Origin of the sequence: Streptomyces sp. NPDC055243, from assembly GCF_044544025.1 — a bacterium.
Lineage (GTDB): Bacteria > Actinomycetota > Actinomycetes > Streptomycetales > Streptomycetaceae > Streptomyces.
Map to the genome: position 1 here is coordinate 15507 of NZ_JBITWR010000030.1, position 21003 is coordinate 36509.

The following is a 21003-nucleotide window of genomic DNA, read 5'->3' on the forward strand; positions in this document are numbered from 1 at the left end:
CTGACATCATCAACGACTCCCTGATCGGGGGGGGGTGGGCCTCAGGAACCCTTCAGCGGGTCCGAACCTATGTCGGCCGCCCGTGCCCGCGGATCGGTCGCCGTATCCGTCACGGCAGTAAGGCACGGTGCCGCGAGGTGTGGTGGCGTCAGTGCCGGACGCCGGTCCGGGCGGCTTGTTCGACTCGGGCGATGAGACGGCTGTTGTGGGCGGCGTGCTGGAATCCCGGGGTGTGGTGGGTGCCGTTGGTGATGTCGCGGGCCAGGCTGGCGTAGACCTCGCCGACGTTGATGGAAGCGCCCGTCCAGATGTTGGCGGCGGTGGGTCCCGCGCCGGTGGCGACCGGGCGGTCGGGCGCGGTGAAGTCGACGCTCGACGAGAGGGTGAGGTCGCCGACCTGAACGCCTGCGGGGTGGTCGCCCGTCAGCTTCAGCCAGCCCTCCGATCCGCGTACTTCCAGACTGAAGTGGGCGTCGGGGGCGGGCACGCCCGCCAGGATCTGCACCCCGACCGGTGCCCCCGAGGAGGTCTTGGCGATGGCGTCGAGGTGATCCGGGACCTCGCGGACAGATATCGCGCCGGTGTCGACCAACTTCACCTGAGGCCACAGGAGTTCGGTGCGGGCGTCGATCTCGGTGATGTCGCCGAGAACGGCTTCGACCACATCCAGGACGTGGCCCGCGGCGATGGTGAGGAAACCGGCTCCGGATGCTGCCCTGTCGAAGTACTCGTACACGCTCACCGACTCCGGGCCGTTGCCGAAGGTCGTCGCGGCGACTCGCGCCGAGAGCAGCCGCCCGAGCCGGCCCTCAGCGATGATCTCCGCCGCGCGGCGTACCGAGGGGTTGAGCCGGCCCTGCAGGCCGATCGCGGTGTGCAGTGAGCCCGCCGCCTCAGCCATCTCTTCCGTCTGCGCGACGGTCGTGCCCAGCGGCGACTCCGCGTACACGGCCTTGTTGGCCGCGAGGGCCGCCAGGACGAGCTCGCGGTGAGCCGGGACCTTCACCGCGACGGTGACGACGTCGATCGAAGGGTCACCGATGAGCGCGTAGGGGTCCGCGAACCAACGCTCGGCGCCGAACGCCTCGGCAGCGCCGCGCGCGCTCTCCTCGTGCCGCGTCGCCACACCGGCCAGGTGGAAGTCGGGCTGTGCCGCCAGCGCGGGTATGTGCGATGCGCCCGCCCAGCTCGCCTTCGTGTCCGCGCCGATGATGCCGACCCGAATGAGATTGCTTGACATGATGTGGTGTTCCGTTTCTTTCGCTGAAGCAAGACGTGGTGTGTGCGGGGCGACTCGGCGCGTTCGCGCTTCTCTCACTGGTCGACGGCGGCCATGTCGGGCTCGGCATGGCGTTCGCCGGACGCCGGTGTGAGGTTGTTCAGGCGGGCGATCTGGCCCGGGGTGAGTCGGATGCCGTCGGCGGCGCTGTTCTCCTTGAGGCGGTCGATGCGTTTGGTCCCCGGAATGGGCGCGATGCCGTCTCCTTGCGCGAGCAGCCAGGCCAGAGCGACCTGCGCGGGCGTGGCCCCGGCCTCGTCGGCGACCTCGCGTACCGGGTCGACGATGCGCAGGTTGCGCGTGAGGTTGTCGCCGGTGAACCGGGGATTGGAGCGACGCCAGTCGGCGACGTCCAGGCCGTCCAGGGTGCGGATGTCACCGGTGAGGAAGCCGTGTCCCAGTGGTGCGTAGGGAACCAGTCCGATGCCGAGCTCGCGCAGCGTGGGCAGCACCTCGGCCTCCGGGTCCCGCGTCCACAGCGAGTACTCGCTCTGGACAGCGGCCACGGGATGGACGGCATGGGCCCGGCGGATGGTCGCCGCTGCCGCCTCCGACAGTCCGATGTGGAGGACCTTGCCCGCCTCCACCAGCTCGCTCAGCGCCCCCACCGTCTCCTCGATGGGAGTGTTGGGGTCGACCCGGTGCTGGTAGTAGAGGTCGATGCGGTCGGTTCCGAGCCGCCGCAGTGAGCCGTCGACAGCCGTGTGAATGTTGGCGGGGGTGCTGTCCGGGCCCGGCCGGCCGGTGTGGGAGACGAGGCCGAACTTGGTGGCGAGGACGACTTCGTCCCGGCGGCCCTTGATCGCGCGACCCAGCAGTTCCTCGTTGACGTAGGGGCCGTACACCTCGGCGGTGTCCAGATGGGTGACACCGAGGTCGACGGCGCGACGAATGGTGCGGATCGACTCGGTCTCGTCCCGGCCGGCGCCGGTGTAGTACGCCGACATCCCCATGACACCCAGGCCGATGCGGGGGACACCGAGCCTGCCGAGCGACGTGGACTGCATGTGTTGTCCATTCCGTGTGGGGCGGGCCTCAGCACCGCAGAGCGAACTTGACGCGTCAAGTTCTACTCCTTCGAACTTGACGCGTCAACAAGTGCGTCTAGGATGTCCTCATGGCAAGCACGGCAGACGACACGAACGGCCGGCGCCGTCGGCGTCCACGGAACGGGCCGACATCCGAGGCGACGGCTTGGGCCGACAAAGGCTCCGACCCGGGGGAGTCCACCGATCCGGTTGCCGGGACGCGATGGCTGAACGGTGACGAGCTGGCGGCGTGGCTGGCCAACTCCGCGATCATGATCAGCCTGCCGGCCGCGCTCGATGCGCGCATGCAGCGCGAGGCTCAGCTGACCTTCTTCGAGTACATGGTGCTCTCAGTCCTCTCCGAGCAGCCGGACCGCACTATGCAGATGAGCGCCCTGGCCGCGCGAACGGCGGCGTCACTGTCGAGGCTGTCCCATGTCGTCGGTCGGCTCGAGAAGCGCGAACTGCTCGCACGGAAACGGATCCCCGGTTCCGGAAGGCGCACCACCGCGACGCTGACCGAGGCCGGTTACGACGTAGTGGTGGCAGCGGCGCCGGGACACGTCGCCGCAGTCCGCGAGTACCTGATCGATGATCTCGGTCCTCAGGAGCTGGCGGCGCTGCGCCGCATCGGTGCCGCAGTGGACACGGCCATCAAGCGCGGGCAACCCGACGCGGGCTCTGCGGCTTCCCTTCCGGGGGACGGCGCGGTGGACGGCCAGTCACCCACGATTCATCCGGCTTGACAGCCTCCGGCCGGCGCCTTGAATGACGCTCATTTGACGCTCGTCCTGATGGGGTGTCAGGCGTGTTGGGATGCTGGTCAGGTCGCCTGCAGCGGTGGGGGAATGGTTGGCTCTTCAGTGAAAAAAGCCCCCGGTGCTGGTGGGTGGGTTGCATGCGCTGGAGCTCCGCGGCCCTCTGCAAGCCGCCGCTCGGCGGGGACCGTCGGTGGTAGTGGCGCGCCCGATCGCTGGCCACTGTCCGGGGCCAACCACCTCACGTCACCGATTCACCGGCAGAGGGTGGGACGCCGTACCTGTTGGCTGCGTCCCAGCTTGGGCGGGGGCGACGTGTGCGGCGAGGCCAGGATCAGTGCCCGCTCCTGGCATGTCGCCCGCAGGTCAGCCAGATCAGCGTGGCGTGCCGCACGCTGATTCGGGCGAGCGTCAGCCGCGCGGTGACGGAGGCCCCTCGGCCCGGAGCGCATCTCTATCTGGGCTTACGGACACGGTGGCGTCTTCGCCGTCAGCGTCCCCGGGGACTGCGAAGGCTTGGCGCGGCGGACGACCCCGTCACGTTAGAGCCCTGGATGACGACGTCGCCTGCTGAGGCCACAAGACCCAAGAGTCCCCAATATTCAGCCCGCCGAGAATCACGGCGGTGACGCGACGCGACATCTTTGACTACCTACGCGGCGAGGGCGGCCCCTGGTAAGGACGGCTCGACGAGATTGACTATCCTGGAGGGCCTGTACGACCTGGACGGGCTGGCGTCGATGGACTCCCGGTTCACGACGGCGCGTGGCGACATCGTCCAGCACCGGATCGACAATCCATTCGACGTGCCGGAAGACTGGGGTCGCGTCCCACGTAGTGGTGTAGAGATGCGGAGTTGAGAACTCCGCAGGTCATTCCGGCGGTGGGGCTGCAGCGTCGCCGTGCCGGGGCACCGACCGCGGCGAGCAGCGTTGGGAGTCGGGCAAGCCGCTCGAGGTTCTGGGCGCCGGGTTGCATCCTGACCCAAGTGGTCCGGCTCTCTACACCACACAGCGGGGCACGACCAAGACTGGGTCTTCGAGGACCAACGATTCCAACTCTTCGATGGTCCTGATGAGGTGCTTCTCGCCTTCCTGGCAAGGCTCGTTCATCCAGAGGTACAGCCCGACGTCGACCAGTCATCCCGACGAGTCGAGGAGCTGAATCGCCTCCTCGGACCGGACGGCCGGACCTTCCGCGCCTTCGAGTCCCTGTCGGGTCGGCCGATCTACACACCGTTCCCCACGCCGGCCACTGGCCCGATGGTCTCGCTGCCGCTCGCCAACGACGGCACCGGCAAACTCGACCTGGTTCTCGGGCACACCTACAGCCTCCTCGACCGCGAAGGCGAGCAGGTCGCCCACGACCTGCTCCGCCCGGCCGTCCTCACGCTGCGCTGTGACGGCGGCAATTACCACCCCATGCCCGGTGACGGATGGACGGTCGATACGTACGAGGTTGTCCTCAACGTGGATCGAGTTCTGCTGCTCGCCTTAACAAAAGCGGTCACCGACGCGACTGGCAGCGACTCGAATCCGTGCTCACCAGGCTCCAGCGTCAAGATGTTCAGCCTCTCGTGGTCGAAGGCGGCATAGCGCCCCTGCCAGCCGTCCCACCGGACTGGAGAAACCAGACGGCCGAGCCCGATCCAGCCGTCGTTCGGCGTCTCCGCATCGGTCCGCCAACCACGGAGTTCAACGTCGTACTGCAGGACTTCTCGGATCTTGAGATACGCGGCCACGGATTTCCCTACGTCTACGACACGCGCAGGGGGCGTCTGATCACCGAATTCCTCCTCGGCGACCGGCCGCAGGTGGCCACGTTGTGCCATGTCATCCTCATCAACAAGGACGGCGTCCTCTCGCCCAGGATCAAACTGTGGAAGCACTTCTGGAAGGGCATCAGCTTCCTCCAGGGCTGCGTCGGGCTGGACCTCCCCGGAAGCAGCCTGCGGCTGGTTGTTGGCGACAAAGCCGAGTTGGCTCGGCCCCTGGCCGACCAGGACCGCACGACGCTCCTCGAAGCCGTCAGGACCGCCGTCGGCGGTGCCCTCACGGAAGAGGACATCCGGCTGATCAGCAACCGCAAGTGCAGGCGTCGCCTAAAGACGGCGCGTTCTTGATCCTGTTTACGAGCTCCAAAGGGCGCAGCTCGCTGGCCTTCCGGGCGGCATTCGCTGTACCGCGACAGGGCAGGCACGCTGGCAGCCTGTCAGGGAAGCCGCAGGTCCCGCAGCTGTCGCCGGGAGGTGATGCTCAGCTTGCGGAAGATGCTGCGCAGGTGGGCCTCAATGGTGCGCGGGCTCAAGAACAGCTGTGCGCCGACCTCCCGGGAGGTCGCCCCGGTAGCTACCAGCCGGGCGATCGTCAGCTCCTGTGCGGTGAGCGCGTCCGACGGCTGGGCGGACCGGCTGCGTGGGCGCTCGCCGGTGGCGCGCAGCTCGCGGGCGGCGCGCGCGGCGAACGCTTGCGCACCCATGTCCGACAGCATCTGGTGGGCGGCGCGGAGCTGCTGGCGGGCGCCTTGGCGGCGGCCCTCGCGGCGTAGCCACTCGCCATAGACGAGATGAGTCCGGGCCAGCTGGGTGGCCACTCGGCAGTTTCGTAGCTGCTCAATCGCCTCGCGGTAGTACTCCTCGGCGGCCGGGCCGGTGCTGACCAATGCCCATGAGCGCGCTGCCAGCCCGAGCCCCCACGGGGTGCCGCTGGCCAGCGCCCGTGAGCTGAGCTGGTCCAGCGCCGCGGTCGCACGCTCCGGCTGGCCGCTACGGCATGCCGCTTCAATGAGCTCGGAGTGGGCCAGGTTGCTGTGGGTCAGCTCGTCGGACTCGAAAGCCCGCGTCGCAGCAACCAGAGCCGCCGGGTAGTTGCCCAGACCGTTGTGCAGCACCGCCATGGCGTACTGCGCCAGGAAGTCCTCAGTTCGGCCCCCACGTCCAGCCGCTTCCCGGACCATGGTCGCGTGGACCTCGGTGGTCTCGTCCGAGCGGCCGCGCCAGGCAGCCAGGATGAGCTGGCCGTGGAGCACGGGCACAGTTCTGGTCGCGGCCGCGATCGCGGTCTGCTCGGCGGCCCGGGAGAAGTCACCAGAGAGCACCAGCATGACGGACTGGACGAGCAGTGCTGCCGGGAGCGTGGCCAGCGCGCCGGCTTCCCTGACCAGCCGGACATGACGAGCGGCCAGCGCGTGCACCATCTGGTCGTCGAAGACGGACATCGCGGTCCGGCTGGCCAGCCACAGCCAGCGGCGGTCGTCGCCGTCGTTCACGGCATGATCGTCCCGCTCGTGACGATTGAAGGCGTCCAACGCCCGCCGCAGCCCGGGCACTCCTGCCGCGTAGCCCTGCGTGAACGTCGTCACCAGCCCGTCGAGTAGCAGATCCACGGGCCTCGGCGACTCCGGTGGTGCGGGCGCGGCCCGGGCTGCGTCGGCCACCGCACGCACGCCGCCGGGTCCGCGGTCGCCAGTAACGATTGCCGCATCGAGCGCGTCGAGGTAGGTCTCCCGGGACAGCGCCGGGTCCAGCGGGGCGAGGCTCTTGGCGGCGTCCAGCAGCATCCGCGGCCCCTCGCCGCCTCTTGCCCAGTGGAACGCGATCCGAGCACGCAGCAGCTCCAGGCGGGCCTGCGCCACGGCGTCCAACGGCCCGGCCGCGGCGACTGTCAGCAGCTCCAGGGCTTCGGACGCACCGGCCTCGTGCTTGGCGTGTGCAGCTTCCAGGGCCCGTTCCGCCCGGACGGACGGCATAGGCGTCAGCTCGGCCGCACGCTTCAGAAACGCCGCTGCGGCGGCCAACCCGCCGCGGGCGCGGGCCCGTCCGGCCGAACGCTCCAGCTCCGCGGCGGCGTCCTCATCAGTGCCCACCACCGCCTGCGCGCGGTGCCAGGCACGCCGGTCCGGATCGACCTGCTGGTCGGTGACGGCGGCCAGCGCGCCGTGCGCCCGGCGCCGGTCGGTCGGTGTGGCCGCCCGGTAGACCGCCGAGCGCACCAGCGGGTGCCGGAACCGCACACGGAAGTCGAACTCCAGCAGCCCGGCGGCCTCCGCGGGCGCAGCCGCCTCGCGGGCGATCCCCAGCTCCGCGGCCGCGCGCCACAGCAACGCCGCATCCCCGGTCGGTTCGGCCGCGGCAACCACCAGCAGCATTCGCGCGTCGGCGGGCAGGCTGTTCGCGCGGCGCCGAAAACCGTCCTCGATCCGGCGCGGAACGCTCACCACGTCCGGCAGCTCGAACCCGCCCGCGAACTGCACCGCCGGAGCACCCCGGGGTAGCTCCAACAACGCCAGCGGGTTGCCGCGCGCCTCGGCTACGATCCGGTCGCGCACCACATCGTCCAGCGGTGCGCGGACCGCGGTGGCCAGCAGCGTCTGGGCATCGGGGGCCCCCAGCCCCGCCAGGCGCAGTTCCGGCAACCCGCTGAACGCCTCGACGTCGGTCACACCGGGATCGCGCAGCGCGAACACCATCACCACCCGCTCGGCCCCCACCCGCCGGGCCACGAAAGCCAGAACCTGCGCAGACGCCTGATCGAGCCACTGCGCATCATCGATCACACACAGCAACGGCCCGTTCTCGGCCAACAGGCTCAACACCGCCAGCCCCACCAGGAACCGGTCCGGCGCAGCACCCTCGCGCAGCCCGAACGCCACCCCGAGCGCGGTCTGCTGCGGCTCGGGCAGCTCGACCGCCCGCGCCAGGAACGGGGCGCACAGCTGGTGCAGGCCCGCGAACGCGAACTCTGCCTCGGCCTCCACCCCGGCCGCGTCGTGAACCCCGAATCCCATCGCCACGGCGGTCTCCCGCATGTGCTGCAAGAGGGCGGACTTGCCGATGCCGGCCTCCCCGCGCACCACCAACACCCCGCTGTCGCCGCCCTGCGCCCGAGCCAGCAGCTGCTCGAGCGCGGCCTGCTCGGCGCGCCGTCCCACGAGCATCGCCTGGTCCTCCCCTGGCGCCGACACGACGTCTATCCGGTAATTGTCACCGACGCGAAGCGCGCGGGCAGCACCGGGCCGTCAAGATGCCGGCCTCCCCCGCGCCAGGGTCGGTGACGGGATAAGGGATTTCCACCGACGCGGACCAGGCGCCTTCCCCGCGACGCTGAGAGCCGACAGCAGAGCGACCGGCAAGGGAGCGGCCACCGTGATCAGCACCGAGGTGTTCTTCCCCGCCGACGAGGAGTCCTCCCGCTACGGCAGCAGCGCGAGCGGGTCGCCGTCCACGCCCTGGCCTACCGGGAGCTGCACGGCGGTGGGGCGGGCTGTCGGAGGCCGATCGCCGGCCGGCGCCGGCTCACGCGCCCCTGACCACGCCGAAGACATGTGGGCCGACGACACGTCGGTCGACGACACGACACCTGGAGGGAACAGCCGTGGCCTGGAGGCCCCGCCAACTCACCGATCTCGCCGGCGTGCCAGCCGGGAGGCTGATCGTGGACAGGACCGGGACCGGAGCACAGGGCGAGCACAACGACGTCGGGATCGTGCTGTTCGCGGACCGCGCGCCGCCGGTCTCGCCGTCTACGCCGACCCGGCCGACCCGGAGTCCACGGCCGGCAACGCCACCATCGCCGAAGCGACAACGATCGCGGTACGGCGGCTCGTCGGTCAATAGCAGGCACACCACCCTCGGAAAGAAAAGATCATGGGCCACGTAACCATCGGGAACGAGAACAGCACGCCGATCGAGCTCTACTACGAGGAGCAAGGCGCGGGTCAGCCCGTCGTCCTCATCCACGGCTACCCGCTCAACGGCCACAGCTGGGAGCGCCAGACGCGCGAGTTGCTCTCCGCCGGCTACCGCGTCATCACCTACGACCGCCGCGGCTTCGGCCACTCGTCGAAGGTCGGCACCGGCTACGACTACGACACCTTCGCCGCCGACCTGAATGCCCTGCTGGAGACCCTGGACCTGCGCGATGTCGTCCTCGTCGGGTTTTCGATGGGCACCGGCGAACTCGCCCGCTACATTGCTCGATACGGCCACCAGCGGGTCGTGAAGCTCGCCTTCCTGGCCTCCCTGGAGCCCTTCCTCGTCGCTCGGGACGACAACCCGGAGGGCGTGCCCCAGGACGTCTTTGACGGCATCGAGGCCGCGGCCAAGGGCGACCGCTACGCCTGGTACGAGCAGTTCTTCTCCAACTTCTACAACCTCGACGAGAACCTGGGCATCCGCATCGGCCAGGAGGCGGTCACAGCCAGCTGGAACGTCGCCATCTCCAGCGCCCCCGTGGCCGCCCATGCTGTCGTCTCCTCGTGGATCGAGGACTTCCGCGCCGACGTCGAGGCCGTCCGGGCCAGCGGCACGCCGGCCCTGATCCTGCACGGCACCGCCGATCGGATCCTCCCCATCGAAGTCACGGCCCACCGCTTCCGCCGGGCCCTGCCCGACGCGCAGTACGTGGAGATCGACGGCGCCCCGCACGGGCTGCTGTGGACTCACGCCGACGAGGTCAACGCCGCCCTGCTCGCCTTCCTGAGAGACCCACTCCCTAAGGGCGTCCGCCCCGGTTCGGAGGAATCGCCATGACCACGGCCACCGCCGCCTCGACCGGCGCATTGCCCCGCGGCGCCGACCTCGGCGTGCGCTCGCGGCGAGCGCCTCGTCCATACGCTGCCCGTGCCGTGGCAGCGGTTCGGCGTGCTCGATGCACAAGCTCGTCGTCGGCGATCGACGAACGGGACCCGACCCTACCCGCGGCGGCGGGGCCATCGGTCAAGGTACTCGGACCCGTGGTCTGCGGGCCTAGAAGCGCCTGCGGCAGGCCGCTGAGCATGCGCACACCAGTCACGGACAGGTCGGCACCACCGAACGGGACCCGGCTCGGTGGGGTGGCACTGCCGCAGCAGGGGCCCGAGGATGCGCTCATCAGCATCCGAGCGGTGCTCACCGGCATCGCGCTCGTGCACGGGGTCGGCGTTCTCGTCGGGGCGTCGGACGATCCCGCCGACCTCGGACGGTACGGCACGGACCTCTGGGGCCGGAAGATGGTCACGGCTGAGAGGACGCGATGAGGGCAACCGGTGCTCCGGCTCCGCTCGTCGGACGACAGGCAGAGATCGCTGCCGTGACCGAGGTGCTCGACCGAGCCCGCCGTGGCACCGGTGGCGCCCTGGTGCTCTGGGGTGAGCCGGGCATCGGCAAGACCGCACTTCTCGACCACGTCACGGCGGCGTCTCCCGATTTCGCCCCGCTGGCGGTACAGCCCGCACGGTGCGAGTCCGGGACCCCCTTCGCCGGCCTGGACACGCTGCTCCGGCCGGTCGAGCACCTGATCGCGACTCTTCCGGTGTCCCAGGCGGCAGCGTTGCGAGGCGTGCTCGCAGGGGAGGTCACCGGAGCGGGCCGGTCGCTCACCGCCGTGGCGGTCCTGTCCCTGTTGTCGGCGCTGGCAGTCGACCGCCCGCTCTTGATCGTCGTGGACGACGCACACCGGCTCGACGCGGAGACCGAGTTCGTGCTCGGATTCGTCGCCCGGCGGGTGGGGACCGATCCGGTGGTGGTCCTGGTCGCCGGCCACGACGCGCCCGCCGGCGGATCGTGGGAGGGGGTCGATCCGCTCGCGGTGAGTCCTCTCGCTGACGACCATGCCGCCCAACTGGTCGCCGCCGCCCACCCCGGCCTCGACGGCCCCGAGGTCACCCGCGCGGTGAAAGCAGGCGGGGGCAACCCGCTGGCACTGCACGAGCTGCCTATACCAATCGACGATCTTGCCGCCGGCACGGTGCCCGTGGGGCCCCAGCTGCGTAAGGGCTTCGCCGAGCGCCTGCAGACCTTGCCGACCCCGGCACGCGAGTTCGTCGTGCTCATGGCCGCGGCTCGTGCCGACGGTGATCAGCTCACGCTCGCACGGTCAGCACGTTCCCGCGACGCCGAGGAGCCGGTCTGGGAGGAGACGATCCGGTCGGGTCTGCTCGCCGGGACGCCCGACCGGCCTGCGCTACGGCACCCGGTGGTCCGGGCCGCTGTCTACGCGAGCGCCTCCCCGTCTGAGCGCAGGAACGCCCACCGGACCCTGGCCGCCGCGCTTCCCCCGGGCAGTCGCGGGCATGTCTGGCACCGGGCCGCGACCGTTCACGACGTCGACGAGGAGATCGCCGGGCTGCTCGAGCAGACGGTGCCCTCGGGCGTCGGCGCGGTACCGATCCTGCGGCGGGCCGCCGAGCTGTCCGCCGACCCGGCCGCTGCGACCCGCAGGCTCGCCGGCGCGGCCGTGGCCGCCTGGCACGGCGGCGACGCCACGATGGCGCGTCGGTTGCTGGCCGATGCCCGGAGCCTGACCGACGAGGTTCTGGCCACCCGCGCCAGCCGCGGTCTGCGCGGGGTACTCGAACTCGCCGAGGGGTCTCTGGAACGAGCCCACCGATCGATCAGTCGCGACATCGCCGCGTTCGACGATCCGCGCATGAGAGTGGAGCTCGGCGCCGCTGCCCTGCACGCGGGATGGTCCGCGGCCCGCGACGACCTCGTCGGTGAGTCCCTCACTCGTCTCGCGGGGCTGACGGCCCCTGGGCTGCCCGAGGTCCTCCCGATCGTCCGGACGTGGTGGGGGCCAGCGACGGACCCGGCACGGGCAGCGTCGTCGGCAGAACTCGGTGACGTCATGGCGCACATCTCCCGGGTGGAGTCGCAGCTGCTCCCGGCGTCGCCGCTCGGACTGGTGTGGGGCCTCGACGAGCCACTCGCCGATGCCGTGCACGCCCTTGTCCGCAGGCACCGTCGTCACGCCGATGGCACCTCGCTTGCTGCGGCGCTGGCTCGGATCGCGCGACTCGACATCGCCGCGGGCCGGTGGGGCGCTGCGGAGGACGCCGCGGCCGAGGGGCTCGCGTCGGCCGAGCGGATCGGTGCCGAGCACATCGCTGCGGAGTGCCGGAACTGCCTCGGGTGGCTCGCCGCCGCCCGCGGTGACGGCCGCAGCGTCGACCATCTGACCGTTCGAACCCTGCAGCTGGCCAGGCCGCGCCGCGACCGTGCGGTCAGCGCCTCGGCCTACTGGAACCGTGGAATGGCCGCTCTGGCGGCCGGTCGCGCCGATGCTGCACTCGACCTGCTCGCCCGCTTGGACGAGCACGGGCACGAGGCAGCACATCCGATCGTCGCTTTGCTGGCAAGCCTGGACACGATCGAGGCCGCCGTGCACGCGCGGCGGCCGGAGATCGGCCAGCGCCGCGCCGAGGCGCTCGACGCCTGGGTACGGCGCACCGGCGCGCACTGGGCGAGATTCGCAGCGCACCTGGCACGCGCACTGCTGGACGAACCCGCCGCCGAACGGTCCTACCGGGCGGCGCTGGACGTGCCCGGTGCGTCCCGGCGCCCGTTCGACCACGCACGGGCCCGTCTGCTCTACGGCGAGTGGTTGCGGCGACAGCGGCGGCGCCGAGACGCCCGCCAGCAGCTCGACGCCGCTGCCGAGACGTTCCACGCACTGGGAGCGCGCCCGATGCTCGAGCGGGCCCGGCGTGAGCAGCGTCTGATCATGGCGCCCGCACGCCGTGCCACCGCCGCCGGCACGGGCATGGCAACGCTGACGACACAGGAACGCCGGGTGGCCCAGCTTGCCGCCGGCGATCTGACCAACCGCGAGATCGGGGCCCGTCTGCGGATCAGCGACCGCACCGTCGGGCATCACCTATCCAATGTGTTCGCCAAGCTGGGGCTCTGCTCACGGCGCGACTTGGCGGCCACCGGCATCGCCGAACGGAGATGATTCCGGCTCGGTCGCGACGCCTGACGAGCTCGTGCACGGGTAGGCGGTGAGACGTCGCGAGCTTCGGTGTGATCTGGGTTCACGTCTGCCCTGTCGGCTTCAGGTCCACGGTCTGCTGGTGAGACAGCAGGCTGGCGACGGCTTGGATGGCGTCGCTCATGTGCTCGCGGCGGCCGAGGCTCGATGTCTCACCGCCTACCGTGCACGAACTCGTCAGATGGCTACCGGCGCCCCAGGTGTGCTGCCACTGGAAGGGCCTGCAGCGGCAAGACCGCGTCGGGGACGTCGCTCACCACAGCACCTCGTCCACGCCGCGGTCGTTGACCGAGGCGCCGCGGTCGTCAAGCGCGCGCGACTGCCGCCCGAACGTCGGCAGCCCTTCCAGCTCGCACCGCAAGGTACCGAGCGTCACGGGCTTGCACGCCTCAACGAGGGCCTTGAGTGCGCGGGTGATGCGCTGTTCGAAGCACGCATCGTCTCACCCGTCCCGCCCCTCTCAGCCTCCTCTTTCTGGAGGAGGCCGTGCAGGAGGCGCACGACGTCGAGCTGGGCCTCGTTGTAGAACGCCGCCACGGACTGGGTGACGACGGACCGGGTGAGCTTCCCGCTGCGGCGGGACGCGGCGTCCAGGTCCGTGAGGGCGGTCCGGTCCGCGCGCTGGGCCCGGACCGCGGCCGCCAGGTGGGCCGCCAGTCTGCGGCGCACGTCCTCGGGGGCGTCGGCCGACAGGTGCTCGAACTCCTCGTCCATCTTGTCCCGGGGGCGCGTGTACTGGTCCCGGATGAGGGACATCGCCGTCGGCGTGAGGACGCTCGAGGACGCCACCAGGAGGTCCTGCTGGGCCTGGGGCAGCGTGGCGGCGGCGGCCCCGAAGCCTGCGGGCAGGCCGAGCGAGGCCCCGTCCTCCAGGATCGCGGCCAGTTGGCGGCGCATGTGCTGCTGGCGCTCGATGTTCGCCGCGAGTTCGGCGTCCAGGGCGCGCAGGATCTCCTTGGACCGCGCGTCGGCGGCGGCCACCGTGGGGATGTCGGAGAGCGGCACGCCGAGATCGGTCAGCCGGCGGATGCCCATCAGCCGGGCCAGGTGCCGTACGTCGTACCGCTTGTAGCCGCTCGGTGCGCGCTCCGGCTCCTCCAGCAGACCCAGCTTGTGTTAGTGCCGGACCGTCTTGAGCGTCGTGCCCGCGAGTTCCGCCAGCTGACGCGTGCTCCATGTCACAAGAGTCCCTTTCCAAGGGTCCGTCGTCCGTCGCCTTCCGGGGTTGCGTCGCCGGGCGGCGCGCGCCGTCCGGCCGGCCCGTCCGCCGGGAGGGCCCTGTCTCCCCCTGCCCCTGGCCGCCGGATCGATCCCCGGCCACTACGGATCATCTCGCGGGGCGGGCATGACTGTGCCCTTGGGGCACAGAGTGCGATGGGCGCGGCCAACCCACCACCAGCGCATGGGAAAGATGCGGATATGACACGAGGGCGCGGTATCCGGCGGAGCGCGGCCCTGGCGGTCGCCCTCGGCCTCGGCCTGAGCGGGTCGCTCGTCGCGGGACCGGCGGGCGCGGAGGAGAAGGAGGGACCCAGCGTTCGGTGGGGCACCTGCCCCGAGGACGTGGCGGCCGAGGCGGCGCCCGGTCGTGCTGGAGTGCGGCACCGTGCCCGTACCGAAGGACTACGCCGACCCCGACGGCGGCCGGATCGAGCTGATGATCTCCCGGCTGGCCAGTACGGACCCCGACAAGCGGCGCGGCACGCTCATGCTCAACCCGGGCGGTCCGGGCGGCTCCGGTCTCTCCCAGCCGGCTTTCCTGGCGAACCGGGGCATCCCTTCCGAGGTGCTGGACACCTTTGACGTGATCGGCATGGACACCCGGGGCATCGGGCGCTCGGCACCGGTGGCCTGCGGATTCACTCCGGAGGGTCCGTACTTCGCCAACATCCCGCCGTACGCGGTCGACGACGCGGCGGTGACCGCGCGGGCGAAGGTGGTGAAGAAGGTGGCCGAGCAGTGCGCGGAGCGCGACAAGGACGGGGTGATGCCCCACCTGACCACGGCCAACACCGCACGCGACCTGGACCGCATTCGGGCGGCTCTCGGGGAGGAGAGGACCAGCTTCCTGGGCTACTCCTACGGCACGGCGCTGGGGGCCGCCTACGCGTCGATGTTCCCCGAGCGCTCCGACCGCATCGTGCTCGACAGCAACATCGGCGACACCCACCTCGACCGTGACGGCATGCGCCGCTTCGCGCTCGGGGTGGAGCAGACATTCCCCGACTTCGCCCGGTGGGCGGCCGCCCGCCACGACAGTTACGGTCTCGGCCGCACCCCCGCCGAGGTCCGCCGGACCTACTTCACCCTCGCCGAGCGGCTCGACGAGAAGCCGGTCGACGGGTTCGACGGTGGCATGCTCCGCCAGATCACCTTCAGCTTCCTGTTCAAGGAGGTGCAGTACAGCAAGCTGGCCCAGCTCTGGCAGACAATGAAGAGCGGCGGCGACGCGAAGGACCTGCGGACTCTGGTCGCCCGGAGCGGCCCGGCGGACCAGGGGGACGGCACGGCGGACACCCCACCGTCCCTGGACAACCAGCTCTCCGTCTTCCTCGCCGTGACCTGCAACGACGTCAAGTGGCCGACGAGCGTGGACACCTACCGCAAGGGCGTGGCGGAGGACCGTGCGCGCTACCCGATGTTCGGCGCCGCTGCCGCCAACATCCTCCCGTGCGCGTTTTGGCCGTACGCCCGGGCGGAGAAGCCGGTGGCGATCGACGACGACGGGCCGCGCAACATCCTGCTCGTCCAGAACCTGCGCGACGTGCCGACCCCGCACGTCGGGGGGAAGCTGCTGCGGCAGAAGTTCGCGGACCGGTCCCGGCTGGTCAGCGTGGACGACAGCGGTCACGGGGTCTATGTGTACGGCGACAACCCCTGCGCGCTGAACACCACCACGCGCTACCTCGTCGACGGGAAGATGCCGAAGACGGACGCCCTCTGCCCGGCTGGCTGAAACTCGTGACGATCCGGCCCCGGGGGTAACGGATCGCCCTCACACCCCGGGGGCCGGAGCCTTGGCGCTGGTAGATCTTCGTACCGAATTTGCTGTGATCGGTCGGATTCGGTCCGGTCAAAGGCTCCCTTTTGCGGCCCCGCTGACCGAGTCGACCGCGCACCGCCACCAGTCCAACTCCGCTCGGGACCCCAGCTCGTCGAGGACAACGCGGCGGAGCCGGGCTCAGACCCGTTCCTGGCTCCGGAGGGTGAAGCGTCGGTAGACAGTTGGCCGGCCGGACGAACACAGTTGGCAGCTGCCGCCAGGTGCAGCCCGTAGTAGCCACTAAGGTGATCGCTACGAGAGCGTCGCGGTCACCAGCTCCGCACCGTCCCCACCTTGCGGACTCTCAACCTGCGTTGTGCGGAGCGAGCCCAGTGGAGTACTCGTCCGGGAACAGGCAGCACCGCCGGCTCAATCGCGGCGGTAACCGGCAGGCGAACGGCTGCCACTGCCCGCAGCAATACGACGGTAACGGAATAAGGGCTCTGCGCCGGTACGGCGTCCGTCGCGGTCGACGTGCTGGACCGGAACCGGTCGACAATGGCGTACCGCATTGACGATGGTGAGCGGGACCTCGGCATCCGGGTAGTCCGGTTCACGGGGCTCATCTCTGAGGGTGAGTTCGGGGATCCGTTCCACGTACGGTTTGCCGGGGCGCTGAGGTTTCACTCTGCGCACGGCTCCAGACCCGCGTCGCGGGCCAGGAGCGCCGCTTGGACCCGGTTGTCGCAGTCGAGCTTGGTTAGGACGCGGCTGACGTAGGTCTTCACCGTCGCCTCGCTCATATGCAGGCGGGCGCCGGCGTCCGCGTTGGACAGTCCTTCGCCGAGCAGGGCCAGCACCTCGCGTTCGCGAGCGGTCAGCCCGGCCAGGCGGCGGCGCGCCTCCTCGCCACGCACGGTGGCGGTGGGGGAGGCGAGGGTGTCCACCACGTGGCGGGTGGCGGCCGGGGACAGGTATGCGTTGCCGGCCGCCGCCGCGCGGACTGCGTGGATCAGCTCCTGCGGGGCGGTGTCCTTCAGCAGGAAGCCCGCACTGCCGTGGCCGAGCGCCCGCAGGACGTTGTCACGTTCCCCGAATGTCGTCAGGATCAGCACCCGTACCCCCGGCGCGGCACGGCCCAGTTCGGCCAGCGCGGTCAGCCCGTCCATCACGGGCATCTGGATGTCCAGCAGGGCCACGTCGACCGCGGTGCTCCGGGCGGTGTCCACCGCCTCCCGGCCGTCCCGTGCCTCTGCGACGACCTCGATGTCCCCGGCGGAGGTGAGGATCATTCTGATGCCTGCTCTGATGAGCGGCTCGTCGTCGGCGACGAGAACCCGAATCATGCGGTCTCCTGCGCGGGATCGGTGTGACAGGCGGACAACAGGCCGGCTCATCATGCCCGATCCGGCCGGGAGCGCGGTCACAGACCTCGGGTCAGGGGCTCCACGTGTAGGACACTTTGGAGGCGAGCTTCCCGCCGCGGAAGCAGAACCGGTAGACGATGTCCTTCTCGTCGTCCACGAAGTGTTCGCAGGCCGCGTCATCGGGCAGCGCAGGCCCCTGCTTCTCCACGCCGTCGGTGAGCAACGAGCCGCCTTCCGGCAACTTCCCGCGCAGGTCCGCCTCGGCCTCGCCGACTCGAGCCGACTCGTACACGCTCGCCGGTATGGCCCCCTTCTCCAACTCGTCGATCCCTTTCGACACCCCCCACACCAGAAGGGCGCCGACGCCCACGACGAGGACCACGGCGGTGGCAGCGCATCCCAGGGCGGCGTTCTTCTTGCTGCTCATGATGGCGGTGAACTCCTTGTGCGGTACGGAGCGTTCGAGGACGCCACCACCATTTCCCGCCGATGCCCCGCCGATCTGCCCTCGGAAGTCGTCGTCCGCAGCCACCGAAGTCGCGCCGCCCGGAGGGGACTGCCGCTCGCCACCGGCGTACGGCAGCACACCGGCGAGGCGGAACCCCCCGCCGGGGGTGAGGCCGGTGTGCACCATGCCGCCGACCAGACGGGCCCGCTCCCGCAGGCCCGTCAGCCCCTGTTGACCACTGATCGCGGGGAGTGCAGCCGGAACCCCGGCCGGTACTGGGCCGTTCGCCACCTCGACTACGAGGCTGTCCGGTTCGTAACGCAGCGCGACCGTGATCGGGGCGCCCGGCGCGTGCTTGTGCGCATTGGTCAGTCCCTCCTGAGCGATGCGGTACGCCGCCCGGTCGACAGCGGGGGTGAGGGTCCGCTGGGCGCCGGAGCGGTGCAGTTCCACTGTCGCGCCCGCCGCCCGCGACGACGCGACCAGCCCTTCGACAGAAACCGCGGCACGGTCCGAGGAGGGCCCGGCTCCCTGCGGACCGGGCCCGGACATCTCCGCGTCATTGCGCAGGATGCCCACGGCTTCGCGCAGCTCCCGCATCGCCGATCTGGATGCCTCCCGGAGGACGCCCACACCTTCCCGCTGGCGGCCGTTGAGCTCCGGGTCCACCTCCAGTGCCCCGGTGTGCACGGCGATCAGGGCAAGTTGGTGGCCAAGGCTGTCGTGCATGTCCTGGGCTATGTGCTGCCGCTCCAGCAGCCGGGCCTGGCGCGCCACCATCGCCCGTTCGCGCACCAGTTGGGCGTTGTGCCGCCGTAGGGCGTCCAGCAGGGCGTGCCGCTGGGCACGGTACCGGGCGGCGAAACCGGGCACCACCGCCAGCACCAGGAACGGACCCCCGGTAAGTGCGACGGTCACCAGCACCGACAGTCCGAGGTCTTCATCTGGTGCGGTGGCCACGCCGGCGACAAGGTGGAGCACGAGACCGGCCGTGAACGCGGCCAGTGCCCGCGCCGGGCGCTCGATGCGGCTGCCGGCGGACCAGCCGGCGCAGAGCAGCAGGACGAACGCACCGGGAAAGGTGCCAGCCAGGGCTGATGCGACCAGCAGCACCGACGCGGGCAGGGCACGACGCGCCAGGGACAGTACGGCGACGACCAGGGCCAGTGCCCCGCCCTGTACCAGGGAGCCGGTCTCCGCCGTGCGAAGGATGCCTGCGATCCCGGAGAGCACTGGCGTGAGCACGGCCTCGCCGACGATCCGCCTCCGGGGCCAGGGGGAGGCGGCGGCGAGACGGAAGCGGAACGACGGTCCGGTACGGGGAGTTTCTGCAGCATCCACGTGCAGACGATAGAGGGCTGCCCTCTGACGCCCGCATCCTTCCTTCGGTGCGGTCGCGCGCGACGAAGGGGGGTCGGGGGGCCACGGTTCCTGGGATTCCTGCCCTCTTTGGTCGTTACGGGTGACGACTTATGGAGACTGCCGCAGGGCGGGCGGTCCGGTGACGATGGCTCCGCCGGACGCACTCAGCGGCGGCACAGGGAACGACGGCTTCGGGAGCGGAACAGTGGACAGTGCGGGACAGTGGACCGGCAGACGTTTCACCGTCCGGCAGGAGAACCGTCTCAAGGCCAGCCGTTACACCGTGAGCGAGTTGATGCCGGACGGCTCGGAGGGCGAGGTCCTGGCCTGCGCCGAGGTGATGCGATTTTCGCTCGAGGAGAAGATCATTTTCCACGCCGGCCTTTCCGGGACCCGCGTGCTGTTCACCATCGAGGAGCGCGGCCTTCGCGGCGCCGGTGATGGCTACGACGTGTGGGACGCGGAGGGCGGCCTTGTCGGCAGTTTCGAGGAGAAGGACATCGCCTCCCTGGTGCGTTCGACCTGGGTGCTGGACCAGCCCGGATTCTCGTCCGCCGTCGGCCGGGAGCGTAACCGGTTCGTGGCCGTGCTCCGCCGCGTCTGGGACTTCCTGCCGCTGGACCTGGTGCCGTTCCTGTGGCCGTACCACTTCGACTTCGAGACGGGGGGCAAGCAGGTGCTGAAGGTGGACAGGAAGTGGGGTCTGCGGGACCGTTACGTGGTCGACATCCTCATCCCCGGGCCGGACCCCCGCCTGGCCGTCGCCCAGGCCGTGGCCCTGGACACGTTCCAGGACCGTTGACCCGAAGAGACTGGCGCCGGCGCGGGGCAGGTGGGCCATGTCGCCGGTGGGAAGGCTCCAGGCCCATGGCCGGATACCTCCGGACCGGCCTCGAACAGCCACGGGCCGCGGCCTTTCGGGCCTCGGCGCCGTTGCGGCCCCAGACGCTCCCATTGAGGCCGTAGCCTGTGCGGCAGCTCGACGGGTCCCCCGCCCCGCCTATGCCGGGCCGGGGTCTTCGAGCATGCTCACCGCCTGGCGGGCGAGCAGACGTTCCGCGTCGTCATAGCTCCAGCCGCAGTCGACGACAAGCGATCGCCAAGCCGACAGTCCGAAGCAGAGCCACAGGCGGTCCGCCGCACCGTCCACGTCGAGATGAGGAGCCACCACACCGAGGGCGACCAGGTGCTGCGCGATGTCGCGCAGCGCTTGGCGGTACTGCGCGACGACGTACTCCCACACCTGCCGCGCTTTGTCATCGCTGGCCATGGAGGAGTGGAGCAGGTTTATGGATGCGGCAAAGCGTTCGGTGTTGCCGCGGATTCCGTGCGCCAGGCAGGTCATCGCGGAGGCGAGGTCCTTGCTTCGGAGTACCTCGTCATGCAGCCCGGTGGTCTTCGAATCCGCCACGTCCACGGCCAGAAGAGCGTGCAGCAGCTGAGTCTTGGTGCCCACGCTCGCATAAAGCGTCTTGGTCGCGACACCGGCCGAGCGAGCGATCTGCCCCATCGTCACCTGCGCATAGCCATGCGTGATGAAAAGGTCGCGCGCGGTCTCCAGGATGTCCTGTCGGGTCTGAGCCGCGCTTTGCTCACGTCGTGCTGACCGATAGCTCCGAGTCCGATCGGGCATGTCGGCAGCCTACCCGACGCCAGAGTGGATAACTTCATTGCAGAGCATGTAACTTGAAATGGAGACCTCACGGGCAACCGAAGTCTCTTCCCCTCGTCCCGCCGGAGCGGTTCAGGGTCTTGGGGCCTGCCCGGAAGACCGTGCACTCCTACGCGAAGGTTCCGCACACATGACCATGCATGCCGAGTCCGACGCGCAAGCCATCGTGGAAACGCGGCTCGCCCATGAGACACACAGACTGGCTACCGGACTGCTCGTCGACGCCGTCGGCCGATCCTCCGTGCCGCGTCAAGTACTCGGGCAGCTAGTAGTACTTCGTTAGGTTCTTGTTCTGGTTCTGCTGGTCTTGAGGGGGCGGCCGCAGGTGGTGCAGGTGCGGGTCCAGCACCTCAGCATGTC

At 70.2% G+C, this 21003-nt stretch carries 16 protein-coding genes and 4 pseudogenes; 10 read left to right on the forward strand and 10 right to left on the reverse strand.

The features are described from left to right. Positions 1–148: 148 nt before the first annotated feature. Together ACIGXX_RS43225 and ACIGXX_RS43230 are read right to left on the reverse strand one after the other, a co-directional pair. A complete protein-coding gene (locus ACIGXX_RS43225) occupies positions 149–1240 on the reverse strand; it encodes a Gfo/Idh/MocA family protein (RefSeq protein ID WP_399984635.1) in 1092 nt (363 codons plus the stop codon). Between the two features lie 74 nt (positions 1241–1314). Continuing rightward, positions 1315–2286 (reverse strand): aldo/keto reductase, encoded by a 972-nt coding sequence (locus ACIGXX_RS43230; protein ID WP_399984638.1) that lies wholly within the window; start codon positions 2284–2286, stop codon positions 1315–1317. Positions 2287–2396: 110 nt separating this feature from the next. On the opposite strand from ACIGXX_RS43230, the gene ACIGXX_RS43235 reads away from it, so the two are divergent. The 4 genes and pseudogenes from ACIGXX_RS43235 to ACIGXX_RS43250 all read left to right on the forward strand — a co-directional run bounded on the left by ACIGXX_RS43235 (position 2397) and on the right by ACIGXX_RS43250 (position 5187). Beyond that, on the forward strand, positions 2397–3053 hold the full coding sequence (locus tag ACIGXX_RS43235; protein ID WP_399984641.1) for a MarR family winged helix-turn-helix transcriptional regulator: 657 nt from the start codon (positions 2397–2399) through the stop codon (positions 3051–3053). 752 nt (positions 3054–3805) lie between these two features. Further along, entirely contained in the window at positions 3806–3925 is a 120-nt protein-coding gene (locus tag ACIGXX_RS43240) for a hypothetical protein (protein WP_399984682.1), read from the forward strand. A 174-nt stretch (positions 3926–4099) separates the two neighbouring features. After that, positions 4100–4660: pseudogene (locus ACIGXX_RS43245) on the forward strand (hypothetical protein); the annotation flags it as partial. Then, positions 4642–5187, forward strand: a complete 546-nt coding sequence (locus ACIGXX_RS43250) for a hypothetical protein (RefSeq protein ID WP_399984644.1) — start codon at positions 4642–4644, stop codon at positions 5185–5187. The pseudogene ACIGXX_RS43245 and the gene ACIGXX_RS43250, both read left to right, overlap by 19 nt. Positions 5188–5276: 89 nt before the next feature. Here ACIGXX_RS43250 and ACIGXX_RS43255 read toward each other — a convergent pair whose 3' ends face one another. After that, positions 5277–8000 carry an ATP-binding protein gene (locus ACIGXX_RS43255; protein ID WP_399984647.1) on the reverse strand — a complete coding sequence of 908 codons (2724 nt, stop codon included), beginning with the start codon at positions 7998–8000 and terminating at the stop codon, positions 5277–5279. 709 nt (positions 8001–8709) lie between these two features. Here ACIGXX_RS43255 and ACIGXX_RS43260 point away from each other — a divergent pair. The 3 genes from ACIGXX_RS43260 to ACIGXX_RS43270 all read left to right on the forward strand — a co-directional run bounded on the left by ACIGXX_RS43260 (position 8710) and on the right by ACIGXX_RS43270 (position 12775). Next, positions 8710–9594 (forward strand): alpha/beta fold hydrolase, encoded by an 885-nt coding sequence (locus tag ACIGXX_RS43260; protein ID WP_399984650.1) that lies wholly within the window; start codon positions 8710–8712, stop codon positions 9592–9594. A 245-nt stretch (positions 9595–9839) separates the two neighbouring features. After that, positions 9840–10079: a hypothetical protein gene (locus ACIGXX_RS43265; protein ID WP_399984653.1), complete on the forward strand. Its 240-nt coding sequence runs from the start codon at positions 9840–9842 to the stop codon at positions 10077–10079. A 53-nt stretch (positions 10080–10132) separates the two neighbouring features. Next, positions 10133–12775 carry an AAA family ATPase gene (locus ACIGXX_RS43270; protein WP_399984656.1) on the forward strand — a complete coding sequence of 881 codons (2643 nt, stop codon included), beginning with the start codon at positions 10133–10135 and terminating at the stop codon, positions 12773–12775. 289 nt (positions 12776–13064) lie between these two features. Here the strand turns inward: ACIGXX_RS43270 and ACIGXX_RS43275 are convergent, their stop codons facing one another. The 3 genes and pseudogenes from ACIGXX_RS43275 to ACIGXX_RS43285 form a co-directional block, all read right to left on the reverse strand. Then, the gene (locus ACIGXX_RS43275) at positions 13065–13187 is read right to left on the reverse strand and encodes a hypothetical protein (protein ID WP_399984659.1); all 123 of its coding nucleotides are present in this window, start codon (positions 13185–13187) and stop codon (positions 13065–13067) included. Continuing rightward, on the reverse strand, positions 13184–13846 hold the full coding sequence (locus ACIGXX_RS43280) for a MerR family transcriptional regulator (protein WP_399984662.1): 663 nt from the start codon (positions 13844–13846) through the stop codon (positions 13184–13186). The genes ACIGXX_RS43275 and ACIGXX_RS43280 overlap by 4 nt, the downstream gene beginning before the upstream one ends. Positions 13847–13849: 3 nt before the next feature. Continuing rightward, a pseudogene (locus ACIGXX_RS43285) lies at positions 13850–13921 on the reverse strand (hypothetical protein); the annotation flags it as partial. A 309-nt stretch (positions 13922–14230) separates the two neighbouring features. Between ACIGXX_RS43285 and ACIGXX_RS43290 the strand changes: the two are divergent. Beyond that, a pseudogene (locus ACIGXX_RS43290) lies at positions 14231–15767 on the forward strand (alpha/beta hydrolase). Between the two features lie 70 nt (positions 15768–15837). On the opposite strand, the pseudogene ACIGXX_RS43295 reads toward ACIGXX_RS43290, so the two are convergent. Beyond that, positions 15838–16128, reverse strand: a pseudogene (locus ACIGXX_RS43295) (IS5/IS1182 family transposase); the annotation flags it as partial. A gap of 58 nt (positions 16129–16186) precedes the next feature. Between ACIGXX_RS43295 and ACIGXX_RS43300 the strand changes: the two are divergent. Then, positions 16187–16369 carry a hypothetical protein gene (locus ACIGXX_RS43300; protein ID WP_399984665.1) on the forward strand — a complete coding sequence of 61 codons (183 nt, stop codon included), beginning with the start codon at positions 16187–16189 and terminating at the stop codon, positions 16367–16369. A 108-nt stretch (positions 16370–16477) separates the two neighbouring features. Here ACIGXX_RS43300 and ACIGXX_RS43305 read toward each other — a convergent pair whose 3' ends face one another. Next, a complete protein-coding gene (locus tag ACIGXX_RS43305; RefSeq protein ID WP_399984668.1) occupies positions 16478–17140 on the reverse strand; it encodes a response regulator in 663 nt (220 codons plus the stop codon). A gap of 91 nt (positions 17141–17231) precedes the next feature. Beyond that, the gene (locus ACIGXX_RS43310) at positions 17232–18950 is read right to left on the reverse strand and encodes a histidine kinase (protein WP_399984671.1); all 1719 of its coding nucleotides are present in this window, start codon (positions 18948–18950) and stop codon (positions 17232–17234) included. Positions 18951–19176: 226 nt separating this feature from the next. On the opposite strand from ACIGXX_RS43310, the gene ACIGXX_RS43315 reads away from it, so the two are divergent. Then, a complete protein-coding gene (locus tag ACIGXX_RS43315) occupies positions 19177–19773 on the forward strand; it encodes a hypothetical protein (RefSeq protein ID WP_399984685.1) in 597 nt (198 codons plus the stop codon). A gap of 198 nt (positions 19774–19971) precedes the next feature. On the opposite strand, the gene ACIGXX_RS43320 is transcribed toward ACIGXX_RS43315, so the two are convergent. Next, positions 19972–20604, reverse strand: coding sequence for a TetR/AcrR family transcriptional regulator (locus ACIGXX_RS43320; protein WP_399984675.1), 633 nt, complete (start codon positions 20602–20604; stop codon positions 19972–19974). Positions 20605–21003: the final 399 nt, after the last annotated feature.